Source organism: Pseudomonas synxantha, from assembly GCF_900105675.1.
Lineage (GTDB): Bacteria > Pseudomonadota > Gammaproteobacteria > Pseudomonadales > Pseudomonadaceae > Aquipseudomonas > Aquipseudomonas synxantha.
Genome location: NZ_LT629786.1, coordinates 1,080,595 through 1,099,122 on the forward strand (window position 1 = coordinate 1,080,595; position 18,528 = coordinate 1,099,122).

Annotated in this window: 18 protein-coding genes; 8 read left to right on the forward strand and 10 right to left on the reverse strand. The window is 55.2% G+C overall.

Annotation, left to right across the window (positions count from 1 at the left end):
- Nucleotides 1-26: 26 nt before the first annotated feature.
- Nucleotides 27-446, forward strand: coding sequence for a tautomerase family protein (locus BLU48_RS05095; RefSeq protein ID WP_046071936.1), 420 nt, complete (start codon nt 27-29; stop codon nt 444-446).
- 170 nt (nt 447-616) lie between these two features.
- Here the strand turns inward: BLU48_RS05095 and BLU48_RS05100 are convergent, their stop codons facing one another.
- Complete coding sequence (locus BLU48_RS05100) at nt 617-1,564, reverse strand: helix-turn-helix transcriptional regulator (RefSeq protein ID WP_057024603.1); 948 nt, start codon at nt 1,562-1,564, stop codon at nt 617-619.
- Between the two features lie 173 nt (nt 1,565-1,737).
- Between BLU48_RS05100 and BLU48_RS05105 the strand changes: the two genes are divergently transcribed.
- From BLU48_RS05105 to BLU48_RS05120, 4 genes are read left to right on the forward strand one after another with little or no spacing between them, the layout of a single operon-like run.
- Nucleotides 1,738-2,166, forward strand: coding sequence for a hypothetical protein (locus BLU48_RS05105; RefSeq protein WP_046071938.1), 429 nt, complete (start codon nt 1,738-1,740; stop codon nt 2,164-2,166).
- Between the two features lie 3 nt (nt 2,167-2,169).
- Nucleotides 2,170-3,531, forward strand: a complete 1,362-nt coding sequence (locus tag BLU48_RS05110) for a M48 family metallopeptidase (RefSeq protein WP_057024604.1) — start codon at nt 2,170-2,172, stop codon at nt 3,529-3,531.
- A gap of 3 nt (nt 3,532-3,534) precedes the next feature.
- Entirely contained in the window at nt 3,535-4,185 is a 651-nt protein-coding gene (locus tag BLU48_RS05115) for a hypothetical protein (RefSeq protein ID WP_046071939.1), read from the forward strand.
- A 58-nt stretch (nt 4,186-4,243) separates the two neighbouring features.
- Nucleotides 4,244-5,296 carry a DUF1176 domain-containing protein gene (locus BLU48_RS05120; protein WP_057024605.1) on the forward strand — a complete coding sequence of 351 codons (1,053 nt, stop codon included), beginning with the start codon at nt 4,244-4,246 and terminating at the stop codon, nt 5,294-5,296.
- A 73-nt stretch (nt 5,297-5,369) separates the two neighbouring features.
- Here the strand turns inward: BLU48_RS05120 and BLU48_RS05125 are convergent, their stop codons facing one another.
- The 3 genes from BLU48_RS05125 to BLU48_RS05140 all read right to left on the reverse strand — a co-directional run bounded on the left by BLU48_RS05125 (nt 5,370) and on the right by BLU48_RS05140 (nt 7,630).
- A complete protein-coding gene (locus BLU48_RS05125; protein WP_057024606.1) occupies nt 5,370-6,185 on the reverse strand; it encodes a hypothetical protein in 816 nt (271 codons plus the stop codon).
- A 69-nt stretch (nt 6,186-6,254) separates the two neighbouring features.
- A complete protein-coding gene (locus tag BLU48_RS05130; protein WP_231989013.1) occupies nt 6,255-6,749 on the reverse strand; it encodes a hypothetical protein in 495 nt (164 codons plus the stop codon).
- 398 nt (nt 6,750-7,147) lie between these two features.
- Nucleotides 7,148-7,630, reverse strand: a complete 483-nt coding sequence (locus BLU48_RS05140; RefSeq protein ID WP_057024607.1) for a GNAT family N-acetyltransferase — start codon at nt 7,628-7,630, stop codon at nt 7,148-7,150.
- Between the two features lie 121 nt (nt 7,631-7,751).
- Here BLU48_RS05140 and BLU48_RS05145 point away from each other — a divergent pair, with 121 nt between their 5' ends.
- Nucleotides 7,752-8,267 carry a GNAT family N-acetyltransferase gene (locus tag BLU48_RS05145; protein WP_057024608.1) on the forward strand — a complete coding sequence of 172 codons (516 nt, stop codon included), beginning with the start codon at nt 7,752-7,754 and terminating at the stop codon, nt 8,265-8,267.
- A 259-nt stretch (nt 8,268-8,526) separates the two neighbouring features.
- Here the strand turns inward: BLU48_RS05145 and drt3b are convergent, their stop codons facing one another.
- From drt3b to BLU48_RS05165, 3 genes are all read right to left on the reverse strand, one after another.
- The gene (gene drt3b / locus BLU48_RS05150) at nt 8,527-10,575 is read right to left on the reverse strand and encodes an antiviral reverse transcriptase Drt3b (protein WP_057024609.1); all 2,049 of its coding nucleotides are present in this window, start codon (nt 10,573-10,575) and stop codon (nt 8,527-8,529) included.
- Nucleotides 10,568-11,914: an antiviral reverse transcriptase Drt3a gene (drt3a, locus tag BLU48_RS05155; protein WP_057024610.1), complete on the reverse strand. Its 1,347-nt coding sequence runs from the start codon at nt 11,912-11,914 to the stop codon at nt 10,568-10,570. The genes drt3b and drt3a overlap by 8 nt, the downstream gene beginning before the upstream one ends.
- Nucleotides 11,915-12,285: 371 nt before the next feature.
- Nucleotides 12,286-12,519, reverse strand: a complete 234-nt coding sequence (locus BLU48_RS05165; protein ID WP_057024611.1) for a DUF6124 family protein — start codon at nt 12,517-12,519, stop codon at nt 12,286-12,288.
- A gap of 426 nt (nt 12,520-12,945) precedes the next feature.
- On the opposite strand from BLU48_RS05165, the gene BLU48_RS05170 reads away from it, so the two are divergent.
- Together BLU48_RS05170 and BLU48_RS05175 are read left to right on the forward strand one after the other, a co-directional pair.
- Nucleotides 12,946-13,647, forward strand: a complete 702-nt coding sequence (locus BLU48_RS05170) for a hypothetical protein (RefSeq protein ID WP_231989014.1) — start codon at nt 12,946-12,948, stop codon at nt 13,645-13,647.
- Between the two features lie 63 nt (nt 13,648-13,710).
- On the forward strand, nt 13,711-14,232 hold the full coding sequence (locus tag BLU48_RS05175) for a DUF2846 domain-containing protein (protein WP_057024613.1): 522 nt from the start codon (nt 13,711-13,713) through the stop codon (nt 14,230-14,232).
- Between the two features lie 87 nt (nt 14,233-14,319).
- Here BLU48_RS05175 and BLU48_RS05180 read toward each other — a convergent pair whose 3' ends face one another.
- Genes BLU48_RS05180 through BLU48_RS05190 form a run of 3 tightly spaced genes read right to left on the reverse strand, consistent with a single transcriptional unit; the run spans nt 14,320 to nt 18,375 of the window.
- Nucleotides 14,320-16,542 carry a GMC oxidoreductase gene (locus BLU48_RS05180; RefSeq protein ID WP_057024614.1) on the reverse strand — a complete coding sequence of 741 codons (2,223 nt, stop codon included), beginning with the start codon at nt 16,540-16,542 and terminating at the stop codon, nt 14,320-14,322.
- Nucleotides 16,539-17,030 carry a sorbitol dehydrogenase gene (locus BLU48_RS05185; protein WP_057024615.1) on the reverse strand — a complete coding sequence of 164 codons (492 nt, stop codon included), beginning with the start codon at nt 17,028-17,030 and terminating at the stop codon, nt 16,539-16,541. Before BLU48_RS05185 ends, BLU48_RS05180 begins: the two co-directional genes overlap by 4 nt.
- 4 nt (nt 17,031-17,034) lie before the next feature.
- On the reverse strand, nt 17,035-18,375 hold the full coding sequence (locus BLU48_RS05190; RefSeq protein ID WP_057024616.1) for a hypothetical protein: 1,341 nt from the start codon (nt 18,373-18,375) through the stop codon (nt 17,035-17,037).
- Nucleotides 18,376-18,528: the final 153 nt, after the last annotated feature.

Sequence of the window (18,528 nt, forward strand, 5' to 3'; positions counted from 1 at the left end):
ATTCATTACCCGCAAAGGAGTTCAACATGCCCGGCATTACACTCAAGATTTCTGGCGAGCCAAACCTTGACCTGATCCATAGCATCGTCCCCAAACTCACCACTCTGACCTGTGAACTACTGGAAAAACGACCGGATCAGACATTGGTAATGGTGCAGTTCCTTCCTCATGCGCAGTGGTTCATCGACAGTCGTTCGCTGGCCCAACAAGGGCTTAACTCCTTCCGTCTGGAGGTCACCATCACAGATGAAACCAATACCAAGGCCCAGAAGGCACGCTTTCTGCGCGAGGCTTTCGAACTGTTGGCAACAGAAATAGGAAATGTACATGCGCACTCAAACATCCATGTGATCGACTGCCGTGCCAGTGCCTACGGCTATGGTGGGTTGAGCCAGGAGTACAAGCTCCATCACCCTTACTCCCCAGATTCACCTCGTCCGGCATAAAGGAGTTCACATAGGTACTGACTTCGGTGGGATGACCGCTTTGGGTCGGTAGTAGCCTGTGGCTACCGGACAGACGCAGCTCTGTCAGCTCGCTTAGCCTCTAAAGCCCGGCGAGCGTTGAGCTTTTAGGCGTGCTGATGCGTAAGGCGGCAGAGTAGTCGTAGCGAACGTCAGGATTCTGCCCCTGGCGTATGGCCGAAATACGCCTTATAGGCATGGTTGAAGTTGGCAGGGTTGGCGTAGCCCATACGGTGGGCAATCTGTGCCACGTGCCATTTGCCCTGGCGCAGCAGATTGCGCGCCAGTTCCAGGCGCTGTTGGCGTACGTAATCGAGCATCGACTGGCCGTATACCCGGCTGAACGCACGTCTCAAAGTGGTTTCACCCACGCCCAGTTCCCGTGCCAGCGCCAGAGTGCCGGGTGGGTTCATCAGGTCGGCGTCGAGCTTGAAGCGCGCTTCGTGTGCCAGGTCCGCATGGCTGCGCAACGCGGCCACAGGTTTGGCCGGCTGTGGCGCCAGATGCGTCGCCAGCTCGACCAGCACGGCCAGGCTCAGGCTTTCCTGATTCAGTCGTTCCAACGTCCCCTGGTAGGGCGAGTGATAAAGGCGCTCGAACAAACGCCCGACGATACGACAGCCGTGCAGTTCTGAAAAGTGCATGCCATCGTCGAGTAGCCTGGCCAGCGATTGGAGTGACGGGTCTTCTTCGGCCAATTCGCGTAGATAGTCGCCGCCGATGCGCAGCCCGGCCATGCGCGCACGGCTGCCGGCAGGCATCTGGTCCATGGCTTCCATGCTTTCGCTCAAGCCCAGCACATGAGGCGCGCCGAGCGTGTATTCATTTAGCCGACCGTCTACCCGATGCTGCCATTGCCCACCCAGTACCTGCACGATGCACATGCTGTCGGGCAGCACCTTGTGGATGCGTAACGGTTCAGGGAACTGCAAATCGCAGTCGAAATACTGCAGGTGTGACCGCACCGTCTGCGCGCGGTAATGGCCGATCGCGCTGCCCATGACCTGCCGCGCGCTGGCATCGAATACACCGGCCTGGTCCAGGGCCTCCGGGTGATCGAAGCAGAAGTGGGTGTCCATATAGGGGTTGCGGCGATGCATTGGCAAAAGCGTCCGTCAGAGCTGGTGGGCAGCGTTGCATGATATCGACATCGGGCGGCCCGATCAGTTGTTGTGAGTCACGGCCTTATTGTTGTGCGCCACGGCCGGACCGCTTGGCAGGCGCCGCAGCTTTGATTTCAATGGTTGGCTTTGAACTGTCGAGGAAGCCATAAATGTTGATGTATCGCAAGTGGGCAGCGCTGCTGGGCTTGGTTCTGGCCGTGATCGCGGGAGTCGCCCATGCTGACAACCGCCCGGAAGTCGCGGAAAAAGTGCTGGCCTATACCGGCGAAAGCGGCGTGAAAGTCTGGACCCTGCGCATCGGCGCGCGCGGTGACAATCAGGCGCTGGTGCAAGTAGAGGGCGTGGACCATGACTGGAACATGAAGATCCAGAAGATGGCCGTGGAAAAGACCAGCAAAGACACCCGCTATTCCACCACCGTGGACGGCCAAAAATTCGTGGTGCTGGTGCTGCAACAAGGTTGGGGCGAGCTATACCTGCCTGGCGAATCGCAGGCGCTGAACGTCGGCTATGACGAGTTCCTGTCCAGCCAAGGCAATGCACAGGCTTTTTTGACCGATTATTTGCAGGCCAACTGAGCCATGGGCCGATTCGCGCGGTGGTCGTGGCCGCTGACGATGTGGCTGCTGCCGCTGGTACTGATGGGCTGGGCCAGTGTGCAAAGCGGGCGCGTCGATGACGTGCTGCGCCAAGCACAGAGTATCGGCAGCGACTACGCCTGGCTCCGCGTGCGTCAGGTGCTGGCTGGGTTGGCCTACTGGCTGGCCCTTGCCGCGTTGGTGGCCGGGCCTGCGACATGGCTCAAGCTGAGGCTGGATGCTTGGCGCGCGCTGAAGTCCAGGGATTTTCTCTACGACCGCCTATTCCTCTGCTGGCACGCCTTGGGGCATTGGCTGGTGGCGTATACCGGATTGTTGATGGGCGCGTTGGCCCTGAGCCTGTTGTATGAACTGAACTGGGGCTGGAGCCACTTCAAGACCGGTGGCTGGTCCATGCTGCTGGTGGCGGTGCCGCTGGTTGCCGTGCTGTGGGCGGGATGCTTGTTGATCGGGCGTCTGCGCCAGCAATGGGATGCCATGGGCAGCCCGTCCTCGACGCTTCTGGGGCAAAGGATCGGGCGTGACAAGGCCCCGGCCTTGTGGGCATGGATTGAACAACTGGCCACAGCCACCTGCGCGCCGGTACCCGACCATATAGTGGTGGGCATCGACCAATCGTTTTTCGTCACCAGCGTCGATGTGGTCCTGCAACCGGCCTGCGACTTGCTCTGCGGGCGTACCCTTTACCTGCCGCTGACCTACCTCTCGACCCTGAGCCAGGCCGAGACCGCGTCGATCATCGGTCATGAGCTGGGCCATTTCAGCCGCCGCGACACCGAGCGGGGCAGCGAGATAAGTGCGCAGTTCAGCCTGATGTGCCTGCACTTTGCGTTTATCCGTACTGAGGATGCCGACCCGGCCTGGATCGAGCGCCCGGCGATCTGGATGACGCAACGTTTCCTGCATTACTTTCAACTGGCGGTGCATCACTGGGGCCGCGCTCAGGAATTGGTCGCGGATCGGGTGGGTGGCAACATCGGCGGTGAGCGCCTGTTCTGCCAGGCGCTGTTACGGGTGATCGCGTTGGACGGTGAAATCAACACGCTGCTCGCCGAGCGTCACTCCAACCTGATCCAGGCCTTGGCCGACCACCTGAGCCACACGCCGCTGCGCTTGAACGAGGCGGCACTGGACTACGCCATCGCGCACCCTTTCGATACACACCCGCCGACGGCATTACGGCTCCAGCAACTGGGCGTAACCCTGGATCAGACGCTGCTGGCCGAGGCCACCCGTGTGCCCACCGAACACGACCGGCACTGGTTCAGCCAACTCACCCGTACGGCGTCGCCGGCTGCCACGCAGTCCGAATCACCGCCAATACCAACCGTCCAAGGAGAATGACCCATGACCCAACCCTTCGATCCGCTATCGGATCTCGCCAGCACACTCAGCCAAGAATATGCCGACTCCCGCGACGCCCAGCGCGAGCGTGCGATCGCCGAACTCGAGCAAGTTATCCAGCGCGTACCCGAGCAGACCGAATTCACCAACTCGCGCCGGTACAAGGTGCGCGGCCCGCTGTTTTTTCTGATTGCCCTGGGTTTGCTGGGGCTCGCCTTGAATCGCGGGGGCACCGGCCTGACCGTCTGTGCGGCGGTGATAGCGGTGGTGTGTGGATTGATCACTTGGCAGCACCGCAACGCCGGGCAACACGCGTTTATGCGCTTGACCCGCCGCCAGCTGTTTGCGGACACCCTGAGCGCACCCTTGGATCTGGTGGACATTGTCGACGTCTCCGTCAGTGAGGAAGGCTGGCTGACGGTGCAGAAACTGATGTTGCGTCCCGATGCGCCCCTGCCTGTTCATCGCTCCGCGCGACAGCTGTTCGGCAACCAGGCCCTGGCCCTGAAAAAGCCCCAGCCGCAGATCCGCATCCAATCTGCCGGCCTGATGCATGAGGGCGTTACCCTGGATTGCGACCAGATCGCAGACATCCTCAACGCCTATTGCAAAGCAGCCCACGCACAACAACATCTCGATGCGCTGCGCCAGTAAAAAACGGGGTCAGACCACGATGGAAAATCGGCTTTTACTTGTTCAAAGGCGTCGCCTGATGATACGAAGCACTTTCATATTCCTTTTGGCTGCAGGCATTGGCTGCGTGCACGCTGCCGAGAAGGTCCCGTTGGCGCGCGAAATCAAGGACTGGATTATCGGCTGCGATAACACACGAACATGCACGGCCATCAGTGCCGTGCAGCAGCGCGATGACACTGGCTTTTCAACCTTCAGCGTACGAGTCACACGTGAAGCCGGCCCTCAGGGCGCCTTGCATGTCGGGGTGTTCAGCTATACAAAACCCCGCGGCCAGCCAACACTTGATGACAAACCGCTGAAGTCTCAATTTGAGCCTGGCGAACTGAAAGAAGGCGATACCCCCGAGGTGTTTGCGCTGAACGGTAAGTCTGCCCAAGCCCTGATCACCGAGTTGCGCGACGGGAACTACCTGGTGCTGCCGCTCGAGGAGGGCAAGTCGTACGCATCGCTAAGCGGGATGAGTGCGGCGCTGTTGCTGATGGACTCGGTTCAGGGCCGGGTCGGCACCCAGGGCGCACTGATCGCCAAGGGGCCGGCGCCCGCTAGCAGCGTGCCGCAAGCCTCTGCCGCTGCGATAGCGCCCAGTTGGCAGGCACCTGCCGCGCTCACTCTGGACAAAGCAAAAGAGATCACGGATGCCGTGGTGGTTGCCACGCGTAGGGCATGGCAAGAAGATCTAGATGAAGGAGCCGCGCCAAAAACCAAAGCGTACGCATTGAGTTCAGATCAAGCGCTAGTGATCATCGAAACCGGCTGTGGGGCCTACAACTGTTTCTACAATATTTACCAAGCGCCTCTGGACCACCCGGAGCAGGCGCGTGCAGCGCTGATCGCCGAAGTGCCAAACCTGCCGGAAAGAGACCCCCAGGGCTTCGTAGAGTTTGATCCGGCCACGGGTGAACTTAGCAGTCAGGTAAGGGCGATGAGTATGGGTAATTGTGGCACTGCGCTGCGTTGGCGTTACGATGGTAAGGGTTTCACGCTGACGCATGCGGCTGAAATGATCCCGTGCATGGGGCTGGATCAGCTGTATTGGCCTGTGCTGTGGCGTACCCAAGCAAGCAGCTGATACTGTCGGATATCCCACCATGCTGACGTTCCTGATTGATCCGTGCAGTGACACATTAGTTGCTTTGGACTGATCAGGCCGTCGAAAGAGCAATCGCTTTTTCTAAAACGGCTTGTAACATTTTCTCCGGTGATTGTGCCTTGTTGAAGACGCTCGATGACAATTCATCAGAGTCTTTTTCAGTCGATTGCCTGAGAAGGGCGAGCGGCCCCGATTGTTCTAACTGCTCTTGGTAAAGACTTTTTATACTGTCCCTGAAGCCATCAGGGTATGCCGCTTTCTCGACCGCTGGAAGATCATCGAAATAGTCCATGATGCCTTTGAATATTTCACTGTTGTCACCGCCGTTCGTTATATTGGCGTATAACTTGGAAAAATAGGTTTCATCCTGCTTACTAAGCTCCCCATAGGCGGCATATCGTTCTGCATCCGTATAGGTTCCTGACTCATCATAAACAATATCGCTTAGCCCGTTTCGGGCCATACCTTCAAATGGGTTTGGAAGTTTTTCCGGGGGGAGTTTAGAAAGCCCAATTGCATAATCCAGTGACTGCTGACCTAGCGCCAAACGGGCAGGGTCGTCTGTTTTGGGAAGTAGATCCTCATTATTAAAATTCCCGCCAGCAATCCGCTGCCCGAAACTGTACATATCGCTCTGACCTTTTGCATATTGTCCTTTTAAATCCCTAGTGGACATAGAGGCTTGTTTATCATCAGCGCTACTTAATGCGTACAGTGCCCGTGCAGAATCGGAGATTGTGACGGTCTCCGTCGTCTTGAGGGCGGCATCCCCTGAAGGTAAATTTGCAGGGTTGGACGAAGCAAGCTTCTCTTGTGTCGAAACCTTTGCCTGTGTGCTCGCTTGATACGATTTAATCGAAATATCCATGGTGATACTCCATACGCTGGCGATACATCGAGAGCTATCTCCAGCTAGGGTGCCTATACAAATGTCGGATTATTTGATTTCAAATTCGACAGTGTAGTTATAGGGAGGCGCCGATTGAATTGCTGTGATATTGGCATTGCAAGTAGCCTTATCGGAACCAGTGCTAGTGCCCATTTTAGTCCAGCTAGGGGTTTTAGTCGTTGGATTGACTTGGTGGCTTGCTGCAAAACGACATTTCTTACTACCTGACGTATAGACGAACCGCATTCCTGAAACCGTATCCGCGACACTGGTCAGGGCAAATGTTGTCGTTGCAGACGGCAGAATCGTACTGGGGGAGGGGGCTACACTCCCTGAAAAGTACTCGAAAGTGTAGGCGGCTGGACCGGTCGTAGAGTTCTTCACCTTCACGGTGACGATTATGCCTGCCTGGGCAGATGCAATCATAGAGACGAATAAAGTTGCTGCCCCGAACAGTTTAGCGAATCTCATAAATATCCCTTTAATTTGATAATCACTATGACTCTTGTCCTTGCGCGTTGTCTTGTGTAGAACAGACAGCAAGACTCAACCTCTATAGCGGCAGGTAACCAGAATTCTTTAAGCCAAGGGTTGTTGTTTTTGACACATCGGATGAATAACCATTTCACAACCTGCAGAAACTAACACATATCCAGCCTGCAACCCTTCAATTTCAATAACTTGCGCAGTGGTCCTGATTGCCGCTACCGGCTATCACCACAGTGGCGAGGAACTGCGCAGCGAGAGTCTTTACCACTGCCGCTAACCCTGCCACCAAACCTTCCGCTTCACCCCAAAGGCGGTTCAGCACTATGAACAGCTTCTGTTGAGCGGTGGCCAGTGCCTGGTCGCGTTGTAGCGCTTGAACCCGGCTGGCCAAGCTGAAAACGAGCCTGTTGAAAAGTCAGAGCTTTGCGTACGTCGAGGCGCATCATATCCAGCTAGCAAGCTGGGCCAATCGCCGGAACATTCTGACGAACATAATAATTATCGAATTCACTGCTTTCGATGAATTGGAAGCCATGGCGGGTATAAAAGCGATTGGAAGCGCTTTCTTTGAGAGCGCCCACTTTAATAGGAAGCGCAGCTGCATCCGCCTCTTTGAAAATCTGCGTGAGAACAGCAGACCCTACCCCTGATCCCTGCGCGCTCGGCCTTACATACAAGTGGTCTAGCAAGAGTTCATTGTGGTGATGTTTGACCACTACGAAACCCACCCTCTCTCCAGCCGCCTCGATGTAGCGTGTGTTGCGAGCTTCAAAGCCGCTAAGAAACCGCTCCCGCGCACGGACCGGATCAAACCGCCCAACACGCTCCAGACTCTCGCGCATGGCCTCAATTCGAATGGCTACAAGATTATCCAAGTCGCTCTGTTGAGCGGGGATCAAAATGATGGGGGAATTTTGGTTGGGTGCGACGGGCATATGGTGTGCTCCAACTACCATCCTGGGGGCCCAGTATAGAGAGCCTGATACTGATGAAGCGACCCGCATGGTATGTTCACGGCATAAATGGAGTAACGGCCCCCCCAGGAAGGAAATTGCAATGCCAGTAGACACCCACCCAATCCGCATTCTCTCGCAACGCCTTAGCATTGAGCCCTTCTGCGAGCGGGACGCTGCTGAGTCCTTCCCTTGTATCACTGCGTCTCTGACGCGCTACATGTCTTGGGAGCCGCCTGCCTCGCTAGAAGAGTACGCGCAAGTCTGGCGGCAATGGCTGCCTGCGATAGCGGATGGCAGCGACATCGTGTTCACGGTCAGGGAGCTGGTGAATGCCCGTTTTACCGGATTGGTCGGGCTGCACCATACTGGCAGTGAAACACCGGAGTTGGGTATCTGGATCCGTGAAGATAAACATGGGTTGGGGTTTGGTGGTGAAGCGGTGCGGGCGGTTGTTCAGTGGGCTAGCCAGTGGGTGGCGGCAGAGAGCTTCATCTATCCTGTTGCGACGCAGAACCATGCTAGTCGACGTATTGCCGAAGCTTTGGGGGGAGTGGTCATCGAGAGGCGGATGGCGGAGAAATATGATTCGGTTGTGTACCGGATACCGGGGGTTTAACTCTGGGAATCAGGTTTGCGATTGCTGCCCTTCACGAGCGGCAGAAATCGGCCAAATGCAGCCATCCGGGATGATTGCTGAGATAATCGAGCATCCTTCACTCCCCTGGTAGGCCTAAAGCTATGAGGAAAGTGAAGGAGTCAAGACCGCAGAACTCACGAGGATTCAACGAGGCAAGGTTTTCGTGCATAGAACAACCGGGCCATGATGCTGGTGTGTGCGACCGCAAACGGTCTTCTATGTGCGTGATGCATCTCGCTCAATATACTTCCTGACTGACCTTAGCGTCTAGCTCTTTAGAAAAGTCGAATTCGCCCCATTTGGTGAACCAATATTCGCTATACTTTTGAATTCTTAGCAGGTTGTTTGCAGGCACGCCGTACAACTGTGAAACTCTAATCTTGGTCTCGTTACTCACGAAGGGGCATGCGATAAGATCTAACGCTAAATGAATCATTTCAGAGTCACCGACCAATGAGTCCTGCTTCAGCCTAAATTTCTCCAATATATGTTTTTCCAAAGCGTTTCTAAGCAATGAATAACGAGTTTTATTTTCTATATAAAAAAGAAGAGTTATTATGGAGAAATAATTCAAGCTGGATTTCGCTTGATAATGTCCGTCTAAAAGTTCAAAGCCGAAGCTATGGCCAAGCACTTTTTCATCTATACGATAGTTTTTACCAAGCTGGCGCATTAAAACCAGAAGATACATGACCTCAATTTTCGCGCTTTTGCCATCTGAATTATGATCCATAACACTCCGGCATCTTTCGTATATCACTTGCGAGATTGATGCTTCATAGCTGAGCCCTATGTTCTCAAACTTATAAAAAGAAAGAACGCGCTGACATATTCGACAAAGCTTAATCGTTGTATTGACTTTTGGCGATACTGCATAGATAAAAAATACAAAACCTAGAAGGGCTTCCATTGATTTTGAAAAACTTTTATCGACACCGCTAACTTTCTCTATTTTTTTGTAAGATTCAATCAAAGAGCCAATTTTTCGCTCGACTACTGAAAGAGAATAATTAAGAATTTCGCCATAGTTGACTCCAGAGGTTGCAAGAATGGACTTAAAGTCAGTTATAAGTGAAGACCTTCCAATATAAATCTGACCCCTTGGAAATGTTTCACCTTCCTTAACTTCTGAAGCGACCTCATAAGCTAGCGCACGATCAAAAAGATCAGAGATACGCTTTTTTGCGATAGATATCGGCGTGATTATAGGGCGCCCTAGGGTTTCCTCCTTCCCCTTATTTAATGATAACTTATATAGTTTTAAGCTTTCCTGGAGTGTCATTTTTATCTGGTGACAGACTTCATCACTGTTGTAAAAGACGAAGTAATCATCTACGTAGCGATAAATCTTAAAGTCTGAGTTATGTACATATCCCTTTTCAAGCAATTTGCCTGCGATATCAATATCAACTGCCTGGAGGATTATTTCAGCGAAAATTCTTGAAACCTCCGGGCCGATTAGTATTCCATTCGTTTCGTTATGGTTCAACTTTTGCATCAATGAGTCAAACTTACCCGCAAATGACCCTAATATAGCTTTAAGATTCTGCTTTGCAAAATCTTTTCCGTATATCGCCCATGCTAGCGAGTGAGTATATATGCTATCAAAACACCCTGAAACATCAAATTTAGTAAGGGTTCTGAAATCGCGCTCGCTAAGGAGGTGCTCTCTCGACTCGTAAAATTTGAAAACATTACTGAATCGTTCATATACAAAAAAAGATTTTAAATTCTCATAATTTTCGCCATCTACTTCTACCAAAGTGTCAGATTTATCCTGCCGCTCAATTTGCGAGCGAAAGTCAATATACGTACACCCAGCAACTCGCCTTGGTGATCGAAGGCTGAATTCACTTCGACCAGTATAATAAATCATCAGATCTTTAAATTGGTCATAGAAATCTACCACCAGCAACTGACCCTTTGGATGCATTAGCGACAACTGGCGCAACTGATCCTGCTTATGCGTAGTCGAGAAAATGAAAGGAACAGTATGGACAAGGTCTGATTTGTCTAGTTCTATTATGGATACAGGTCTGCCGTTATCGGTTGCATGTCGAACAGCCGTAGTAGGTTGAACACCTAGAACCATTTTTACAAGGTTGTCTAGCACTTCATCCCTGTAGCGCCATGAAATTCTGTTTCCGTTAAACTTTATATAGTGCTCACATAGGAATCTATAAAAATATCTATTCGAAAAAACTATCGGAACTTCATATGGAAGCACGTCAGACAATACTACCCGCTCTACAGGAAAGTTTATGGATAATGCTTTTTTTCTAGACATGCTTCCAACCTCGCGAAAGTTCTGAAAGCTGCTTGGAATCAAAATTTCTAAATAGTTTTTCTTTGAAACCTTTTTCAAAAGATAGCTTCGAGAGCTTTCTCGTCAATGATGGACTAACTACGCCTTTGATTTTATTGCGAAAGTAGTGATCTAACCCGGAAAGCTGACTAGTATCAGTTATATACTTATTGCTGAAGTAAACACCGATGAATGCGTTGCTTTTCCTATTGAATAAGCGCATATTTCCGGTTAGGAAGAGGCACCTAAGCACCAACTCCTCTTCAGACTTCTTTGGAATGAATGTAAACTTTGAGTCGTAATCTGAGAAAGCTCTGTCGATACGCGATCTATATTTATTGATTTTTCTTTGGCTCAGTTGCACGCCGGAAGAGCTACTAGATACGTCAAATGTATATCCCAGGTAATCAAATTTACCTTTGAACTCTTCTAGCAAATCAATGGGTTTCGTTTTGTCGTTGAATTTAAGCCCCTTTCCATGAAGTATCTCGCTGAGAGTCTCTAAGTATTTCGCTGCAAGCTCCTTTCGCTGGGGGGCATACATAAGCACCATGTCATCAACGTATCTGGCGTAATAAAATAAGTTATCCTGTCGTCTAATTTCAGTGTCAATACTCGACAGATATATCTCAGATAGATAAGCACTTATTCCTATGCCGCGCGGCAATCCGTTTTCGTCCCCAGAAACGACGACGTAATCTTTCATAAGTCGCGTTAAAATCCTTTTAATCAGTACCGATAGCTCTGGAGCCTGGTGAATTCCATCAAGCAATTCCTTGTGTCTGACTGACTCATAAAACGACTCGACATCCGACCTTATTATATATTTGGGCACGCCATCTAAAGCTAATGACTTTATTTGACTAACTAGTATATCGCGTGGCGGCATGCGGATCTCGTACAGGACCTTCAGTGCTCTCTGAACAAATCTAATTGCAAGAACCTGCTCTAAACTATTTCCGACTCCGTAAACTTTTTTTCCTCCAACCAGAGCAGGAAGGAGAGCTACATTTATTCTGAATTCTTTTCCACTAATTATCCTAGAGACCCTTTCAAGCTCAAAGTCAACTAAACGTCCGTGCTGAATTTTGCGCTTATCTATAACCATGGTCAGGCGCGACATACGCTTCTCATAGAACGCTGGCGTAATTTTTCCAGTGCGGAATCGGTACCTCGAAAATGATTTAAGTTTGTTCAGTTCGTAGAGTTTGACTCTTATATCGAAGGCAGCAGGAATATATCGTTCTTCAAGATCCCCTCCTTTCTCCCTATCGCCTTTAAGCAAATCATTAAGATTTTTTATTGAAAAAGACTGATCCATAGGCAAGATGACCCTTCCATAAGTTATTCTCACTAACTGTTTATTTCGATATGCTCACTAACGGACTGTACCCGATTTGCGAGTCACAATACCGGTTTTAAGAAAGATTTAGCTAGGCAGCACTCGTTAGAGAAGCTCACCCTCCTCATGCTAAATTTTGAACGAGTCCGCGATTGGTTGAAGAGTCTCTGACTTTCTAGTAATCCGATGGGGCGCTTTTGGCCGAAAGTAGTCGCCGCTCTCGTCATCGCAGAGGGCTTTGTGCCTGGGCTGAATCCACCAAGGCCATCAAGCGCCAACTCGCCGAGTCGTTGTACGTGGCTTATGACGACGCGGCGAGTTATCGAGCTATTGAATTGAAGGGTTAACCATCAGCCTGGGCAGGGCACTTCGCGGTCGAGCAGTCTGGCAGTGAGGAGTACGCCCAGTTCGCTCAGTTGGTGAATAGCCAAGGCGATGTCGCGGTGTTTGCCGTTGAGGTCTTCGGACAGGTCGAGCACCAGGGTGCTGACGCTGGTGAAGGTTTCGTAGCTGTTGGTGATGAGGCTTTCGTTGCTGGCGTTGGGGGCAACGTTGAAGAGGGCACTTGAATCTGCTTTTGACATGAGTAGACATCCTGAGTGATGCCACCACCTTTCCGCTACTAAACAGTGGGTGGCAGCTGTACGCAGGTTAGTAGACCGGTGGATATCTAAAGCCGGCGCGCCCGAAGGCGCCCTACGCACAGCCACCATCAAGCACAGACGCACTGTCTGACTGATGAAACTCATGCACTAATAGATACCCAAACTCAGGCTACTAAACCCGATCACTGAACAATTCAGCGACCGAGCCACCTTAGAGACGGCCACCCCAGCGCACAAGCCGGCGGATTCTGACGCACGCGTAGGCAATGGAGCAAGCCGTGGCGAGGGAATCGGATTTTGCCTTCAGGCGCTGCGTTATCGTTTGGGTTTTTCGCGAGCAAGCTCGCTCCTACAGGAGTGGGTCAAGCGTGGGTTGTTATCAAGGTGCGGGTAGCTGGACAATAGATGCCGACGAGCCAACAACGAAGCACCAGGCGTGCGAACGTATGGTTCGCTCAGCTGGGCTCTACAAACTGCAAAATTACTGATCGGAAAAAAAGACCAATGCTAGGGAAAGTCAGCAGTAAATATCTCGTCTGGGCTGCAGTCGCACTTTGCGCGACGCTTCTGTCCGGGTGCGCGGCGTCACGCTACGACGGCAAGCACGCGCCGGACCCGAGTAAGGCGATCATCGTGGGTTCGATTGGTGAGAGCTTTCCGATGATGCAGGCCCATGGACTGGTGGTTGAAATCGACCAACAGGGAGCACCCGGCACCGCAATACGGCTGACGACCTTGGGCAATGAAGATGATCAGCCGTCACCCTCTGTGCTGGGCCATTACTTCATGTATGAAGTGCCGCCGGGTGAGTATGAGTACACGCAGTGGCATTACGTGTATTACGCGGGTAAGTCGATGGCGCGCCCTGTGCCTGCGGTTTTCTCGGTGAAGGCCGGGGAAACCCTCTATATCGGCGATCTGCGCGCCGATGCCCTGCGTTTTTGCTTGTCCAACGTGAACAATGCCGAGGACACGGTGCAGGCGCTCAAGCGCAAGTACCCGATGCTCAAGGACCGCAACATCGTGAATCTGACGCCGAAGAGTGGTTTTGCGCCTTGGCCGAGTTCTGATGCCACTGACTTCGGTAAAGGGCTGTGCACGATCTGAACCCGGTAACGGTGACAGTCATCAAACCCGACGCCCATTGATTCACGTTCAAGGAATTCATGCATGAAGCGCTCTACGCTACTCTGGGTCGGCCTGTTCGCAGCCCTGGCCTCACTGACCGGCTGCATCAGCGGTCCGGACCTAAAAGGCCAACCGTTCTTCACATCACCGGCAGAGCCCCGTGCGGATGAGGCCACGGTGTATTTCTATCGCACGGCGGCCAGCATCGGTGACGGGGTGGCCCCGACCATTCAGGTCGATGGCCGCGCTGTCGGCAGCTTGCCTTCCGGTAGTTTTTTCAAGGCCGGCATGCCCGCCGGCAAGCACAGCATCGCCTCCACCTCGCCACCGATCATCAGCGGTATGGTGAACAAGCGTTTCGATATCAACGTCGAGAATGGAAAGGTGTATTACATCGCCGACCAACTCAGCATCTCCGTCTACAAGGACGGGCAGACCTTGGGTGAAGTCGACGAGGGTAGTTTCGGTGGAACAATGTTTTACTCGCGCTACGCGCTTGTGCCTGCCGAGGAAGCGCTGCGTTCTATCAAGTGGTGCCAGGAGCTGCCGGCAACCGCACGGTAACCGGGCGTCCCACTTCATCAGAAGCCAACTTGCCGACAGAAAGCAACCCCACAATACCGCAGCACTGTGGGGTTGCTATGCCAGCGCTTACACCGTGCCGAAACGCACCTCCACCGTCAGGCTGCCCCTGTTATCGCTCAGGCCAGCCCCGTAGCGCCCGGTCAGGTCGTCATTGATGCACAGTTGCAACTCCCCCTGCTGGCCACGCGGCAATTGCGCCTGGTTGCCGACCAGGAACGGCGCGCCGCTGTTGCCGATACGCCCGATCAACGCGCCTTCCGCTTGACCGGGCAAGGTATAGCCGGGCTTGGCGGTCAACCTTGAGTTGCCCGCCGCGCCGACCATCCCGGTGCCCGGGTTGGCCGTCCACTGCCCACCGGTGCACACCGCCAGTTGCCAGCTATGCCCGTTGACCTGCACGCCGGTGCCTTGCCAGGCCTGGTTGGCCTGCACCTGCACAGTACGCTTGAGCAGGTCGCTGGCGACCACGTCGGCGGCCTGGAAGGTCAGCGCGGTGATGGTCAAGGTCGGGTTGGCAGTGCCGGTGGTGGGGAACACGCCGTCGCCGACCAGGAACAGGTTGGGGTGGTCCCAGCTGCGCTGGTCCTTGTCTACCACTGACTTGGTGCGGTCCGAGCCCATGCGGTAGGTGCCCATCAGGTGGCCAGCGCCGAAGAACGCGTAGTTCTGGCCGTCGTACTTGAACACCGTTTGCGAGCCGGGCTTGAGTTCAGGGTTCAGGTCGGTCAGCTCGGTGGCGCCCATCAGCTTGGTGATGATATGCGTGGCGGCCAGGCGCGCCTGCTTGAAACCCTCCTTGGTGTAGTCGGATAGTTCGTAGGTGATCTGTGGCCTGATCAGGCCCAAACCGTCGGTGAACCCCTCGGCCCTCTCTACCCGGCACAGCGCTTTGTCGGGGTCTTTCTCGACCTGCTCGATCAAGAAGCCCAAGCGGAATTGGCGGGTCAGCACGCTGTTGAGCTGCTGCACCAGCGCCACGCCGGACAACGCCTGGTTATTGGGGTTGGCGCCGCCATGGTTGGTGCCGTCGATGAAATCGCAGACCGAGGTGTAGGGGTCGTTTACCGACCAGTTCCAACCCTCGTTGCCGATCTCGATACGCCAGGCGGCACGCTGGCTGCGGAACGGGCCATCGCGCATGTCCTCGATCCCCGAGCTGGACAACGGCCCGCGGAACGGGAACAGCGGCTTGCCTTCGGGCATCAGGCCCCAGGCCAGGTACACCGGGTGATCGGCCAACGCCTGGCCGACCTGGCCGCTGCTGTTGGCGACCCCTTTGGCGCTGTGCGGGCCGATGGAGTTGAGCAGCAGCTTCGGCGTTTCGATCGCGTGGGCGGCGATCACGTAGCGCTTGCCCTGGGCCGTGCCGTTCTGGTGCGTGCCGTTGTTCTGGTACTGGATGAAATCGATACCCGTGACCCCGTTGGCATCGACCTGCACCTGGCTCGCCACGGCCTGGTAGAGGATACGCACATTGCCGGTATCCAGTGCCTTGGCCATGGTCACGGTGGCATCGTACTTGGCCTGGATCGGGCAGATCGGCGTGCAGCTGGTGTTGCCGGCGCACACCCGGCGGCCGTTGTCGCTCTGCGAGTTGCGCCCGGCCGGGGTTTGCCGCACTTTGAGGGTGATGCCCTGGTACTGGGTGCCATCGATGGCTTTGCCCAGGCCCTGGTCGACCAACGACGGCGGGATGCCGTGCATGCTGTATTGATAGCCCTGGGGGAAGGTCACGCCCAGGTAGGTCTGCGACGCGACATCGGCGGAGACGCCTATCTCTTGCTCGGCGCGGCAGTAGGCGGTTTGCAGGTCGTCGTAGCTGATCGGCCAGTCGACCCCGACGTTGTACGCAGTGCGCATGCGAAAGTCGTTGGGCAGCAGGCGCAGGGCCGTGCCCATCCAGTGCCACATGGTGCCGCCGCCTACCCGCTCGTAGGTGCTGGCGAACAGGTGCGGCCCCTTTTGTACCAGGTAGCTCTTCTGCACCTTGTCCGGGTCGTCGCTGCCGGCAGTGATCAAGTCCTGAATAGTCGCCCGCGGGGCGAACTGTTTGGCCGGGGTCTGCTCGGTCTGCTCCGGTGGGTATGGCGACTCGGGCGACTTGAACACGGCAGTGTAGAAACGCTCCAGGTACTCGCTGCGGTTAGGCGGGATCGCCGGGCCCGACTCGAGCACCAGCACTTTCAAGCCGGCCAGGCCCAACTGATAGGCCATGACGCTGCCGGCCATGCCGGCGCCCACGACGATCACATCGGCGGTTTCGATGTTCTGGGTGTGTAGAGTGCTCATGGTTGCTGCCCTTCCTTGGCGTCGACACCGGTGAATTGCTTGAGGGTCGGTGGCTGCTCGGCCCAGTAGCCGAAGTGGTACTGGCTGTAGCCCATGGGGTGGGATTGGGCGATTTTCCACGCCCAGCTTTCCTTGTAGGCCTGGTCGGAGACCACGCGGGTGTCACCCGTGCGGGCGGTGCCTTGGTTATAAGGCTGGTACCAGCTGCCAAGCAGCCACAGCTTCATGATCGAGCGGGCGCCCTGGGCGATCTGCGGGTCCGAGTTGCCGAGCACCGCGCTGGCGATTTGCGCAGGCGGTTGGTTCTTGATGCTGGCGTACAGCCCCAGCAGGTTGCTGAACGCAGCAGTGCCCATGCCTTGCTGGGCAGTGGCGAAGAACAGCGGCGGCAGTTTGATCGGGTCGGGGGAAGGCGCCAGCAGTTTGGCTGACAGGCCAGTGAGCACAGCGGACAGGTCGATGAAGTCTTGCAGGTTCGGGTCGCTCATGGCATCACTCCTTGGCACCGGTGGATTGGGCACGTTCAAGCAGGAAGGTGAAATCGGCGAAGCTGGTGCGCGGGGACTGGGTCACCCGGGTGGTCGCGTTGTTGTGGCACTCCATGCAACTGGACGAGGCCTGGGGTGTGGTGCCCTGGTTGTAGGTTTCCAGGGTCGCGTTGGCCAGGAAGGACGGGGCAGGTGTGCCCAGCGGGTTGGTTGGCGACGGCAGTTGGCAGTCATCGGCGGGGGCGGTCGGCCACTGGGTGCTGATCAGCTGGTAGTTGGCCCACACCGTGCCTTTCAGCGCGCCTTGCCACTGCGCGTTGAGCTGGTGGGTTGCGGCGGTGAGCGGTATTTCCCGCACGATCTGCGACGGCGTGGCTTTCTTCGACGGGTCCCACGGCCGCGCTGGCGGCTCGTTCACCGGGCGGTCGCTGGCCTGGGCGTCGTAGAACAGGTAGGGGCCCTTGCGCTCGTTCATCGGCGAGGTCTTTTCCGGCACGTTGCGCACGTGCTCGAAGCTCGACCACACCCACTGCGGCGCATCTTTGGTCTTGTGCACAATGTGCAGGCCCACCAGCCCGACTTTCTGCGCACTGCACGACTCGGGGATCACCGCGCCCGTGTTCGGGTCGGTGTTGCCCGGGGTGTAGACCAAGGCGTCGACGGCGTGGAATTCCTGCGGGTTGTCGTTGCCGCCGAGCACCTTCCAGGCCGACTTGACCATGATCGCGCCGACCTGCTGGGTCTCCTTCGTGCCGCAGGAGAAGGCAATGCGGTTGTCGGCCTTGCTCAGGAACGCTTGCTGGCCTTCCTTGCTGTAGAGACCCTTGTTGACGATGTCGTCGAACATCGGCTGGTTGACCATGATCGCGTTGCGCGTGTAGGTGCCGTTCTGGTCCACCAGCGGGCCGGTCTTGAACGGCTGGATGAATTCGTCGAGCACACCGGCGACCTTGCCCATCTGTTGCAGTACGGGCAGGTCACCCTTGCCTTGGCAGGCGGCGGGCGGCGGCGTGTGCTGGTCCCAGGCGAGCGGCTTCTGGCCTTGGGGCAGGAAAATCGCGTAGCTCTCCTTCCACGACTCCCAAACCGTCTGCCCCGGCGCGCCGATTTTCACCGAGGTGTCGGCGCTGCCGTCGGCCTTTGCGGGCCAGTTCAGGGCGACGAAGGTCTGCCACGAAAGCACGTCGAACTCGTGTTGCAGGTTGTCCAGGGTGAAGGGAGGGTTGGCAGTGACGTCGAAGGGGATCGCAGGGGACAGCACTGGCGGGCCGGCCGCATCGGCCATGGCGAGCGCGCTGGTGAAGCTTGCACCCAGGCACGCCAACCGTTTCAAGGTTATTTTCATTATCGTCTCCTCAGCAGATAAAGCGTCGGGACGACGAGGCGTACTGGCCCTTCATGGACCGAATGTTCAGCGTTATCCCTTACGCTAGGCTGAAGGCTAGCCGTTGCGTCAATACCCTCAGAAATATCCGACTAAAGGTAGGGATAAGCAGGA

Coding starts and splice junctions, on each gene's coding strand:
- BLU48_RS05180 (WP_057024614.1), bottom strand. CDS start 16,542: ATGAGCACTCTACACACCCAGAACATCGAAACCGCCGATGTGATCGTC.
- BLU48_RS05115 (WP_046071939.1), top strand. CDS start 3,535: ATGACCCAACCCTTCGATCCGCTATCGGATCTCGCCAGCACACTCAGC.
- BLU48_RS05145 (WP_057024608.1), top strand. CDS start 7,752: ATGCCAGTAGACACCCACCCAATCCGCATTCTCTCGCAACGCCTTAGC.
- BLU48_RS05095 (WP_046071936.1), top strand. CDS start 27: ATGCCCGGCATTACACTCAAGATTTCTGGCGAGCCAAACCTTGACCTG.
- BLU48_RS05110 (WP_057024604.1), top strand. CDS start 2,170: ATGGGCCGATTCGCGCGGTGGTCGTGGCCGCTGACGATGTGGCTGCTG.
- BLU48_RS05175 (WP_057024613.1), top strand. CDS start 13,711: ATGAAGCGCTCTACGCTACTCTGGGTCGGCCTGTTCGCAGCCCTGGCC.
- BLU48_RS05140 (WP_057024607.1), bottom strand. CDS start 7,630: ATGCCCGTCGCACCCAACCAAAATTCCCCCATCATTTTGATCCCCGCT.
- BLU48_RS05185 (WP_057024615.1), bottom strand. CDS start 17,030: ATGAGCGACCCGAACCTGCAAGACTTCATCGACCTGTCCGCTGTGCTC.
- BLU48_RS05100 (WP_057024603.1), bottom strand. CDS start 1,564: ATGCATCGCCGCAACCCCTATATGGACACCCACTTCTGCTTCGATCAC.
- BLU48_RS05165 (WP_057024611.1), bottom strand. CDS start 12,519: ATGTCAAAAGCAGATTCAAGTGCCCTCTTCAACGTTGCCCCCAACGCC.
- BLU48_RS05120 (WP_057024605.1), top strand. CDS start 4,244: ATGATACGAAGCACTTTCATATTCCTTTTGGCTGCAGGCATTGGCTGC.
- drt3b (WP_057024609.1), bottom strand. CDS start 10,575: ATGTCTAGAAAAAAAGCATTATCCATAAACTTTCCTGTAGAGCGGGTA.
- drt3a (WP_057024610.1), bottom strand. CDS start 11,914: ATGGATCAGTCTTTTTCAATAAAAAATCTTAATGATTTGCTTAAAGGC.
- BLU48_RS05105 (WP_046071938.1), top strand. CDS start 1,738: ATGTTGATGTATCGCAAGTGGGCAGCGCTGCTGGGCTTGGTTCTGGCC.
- BLU48_RS05190 (WP_057024616.1), bottom strand. CDS start 18,375: ATGAAAATAACCTTGAAACGGTTGGCGTGCCTGGGTGCAAGCTTCACC.
- BLU48_RS05170 (WP_231989014.1), top strand. CDS start 12,946: ATGCCGACGAGCCAACAACGAAGCACCAGGCGTGCGAACGTATGGTTC.
- BLU48_RS05125 (WP_057024606.1), bottom strand. CDS start 6,185: ATGGATATTTCGATTAAATCGTATCAAGCGAGCACACAGGCAAAGGTT.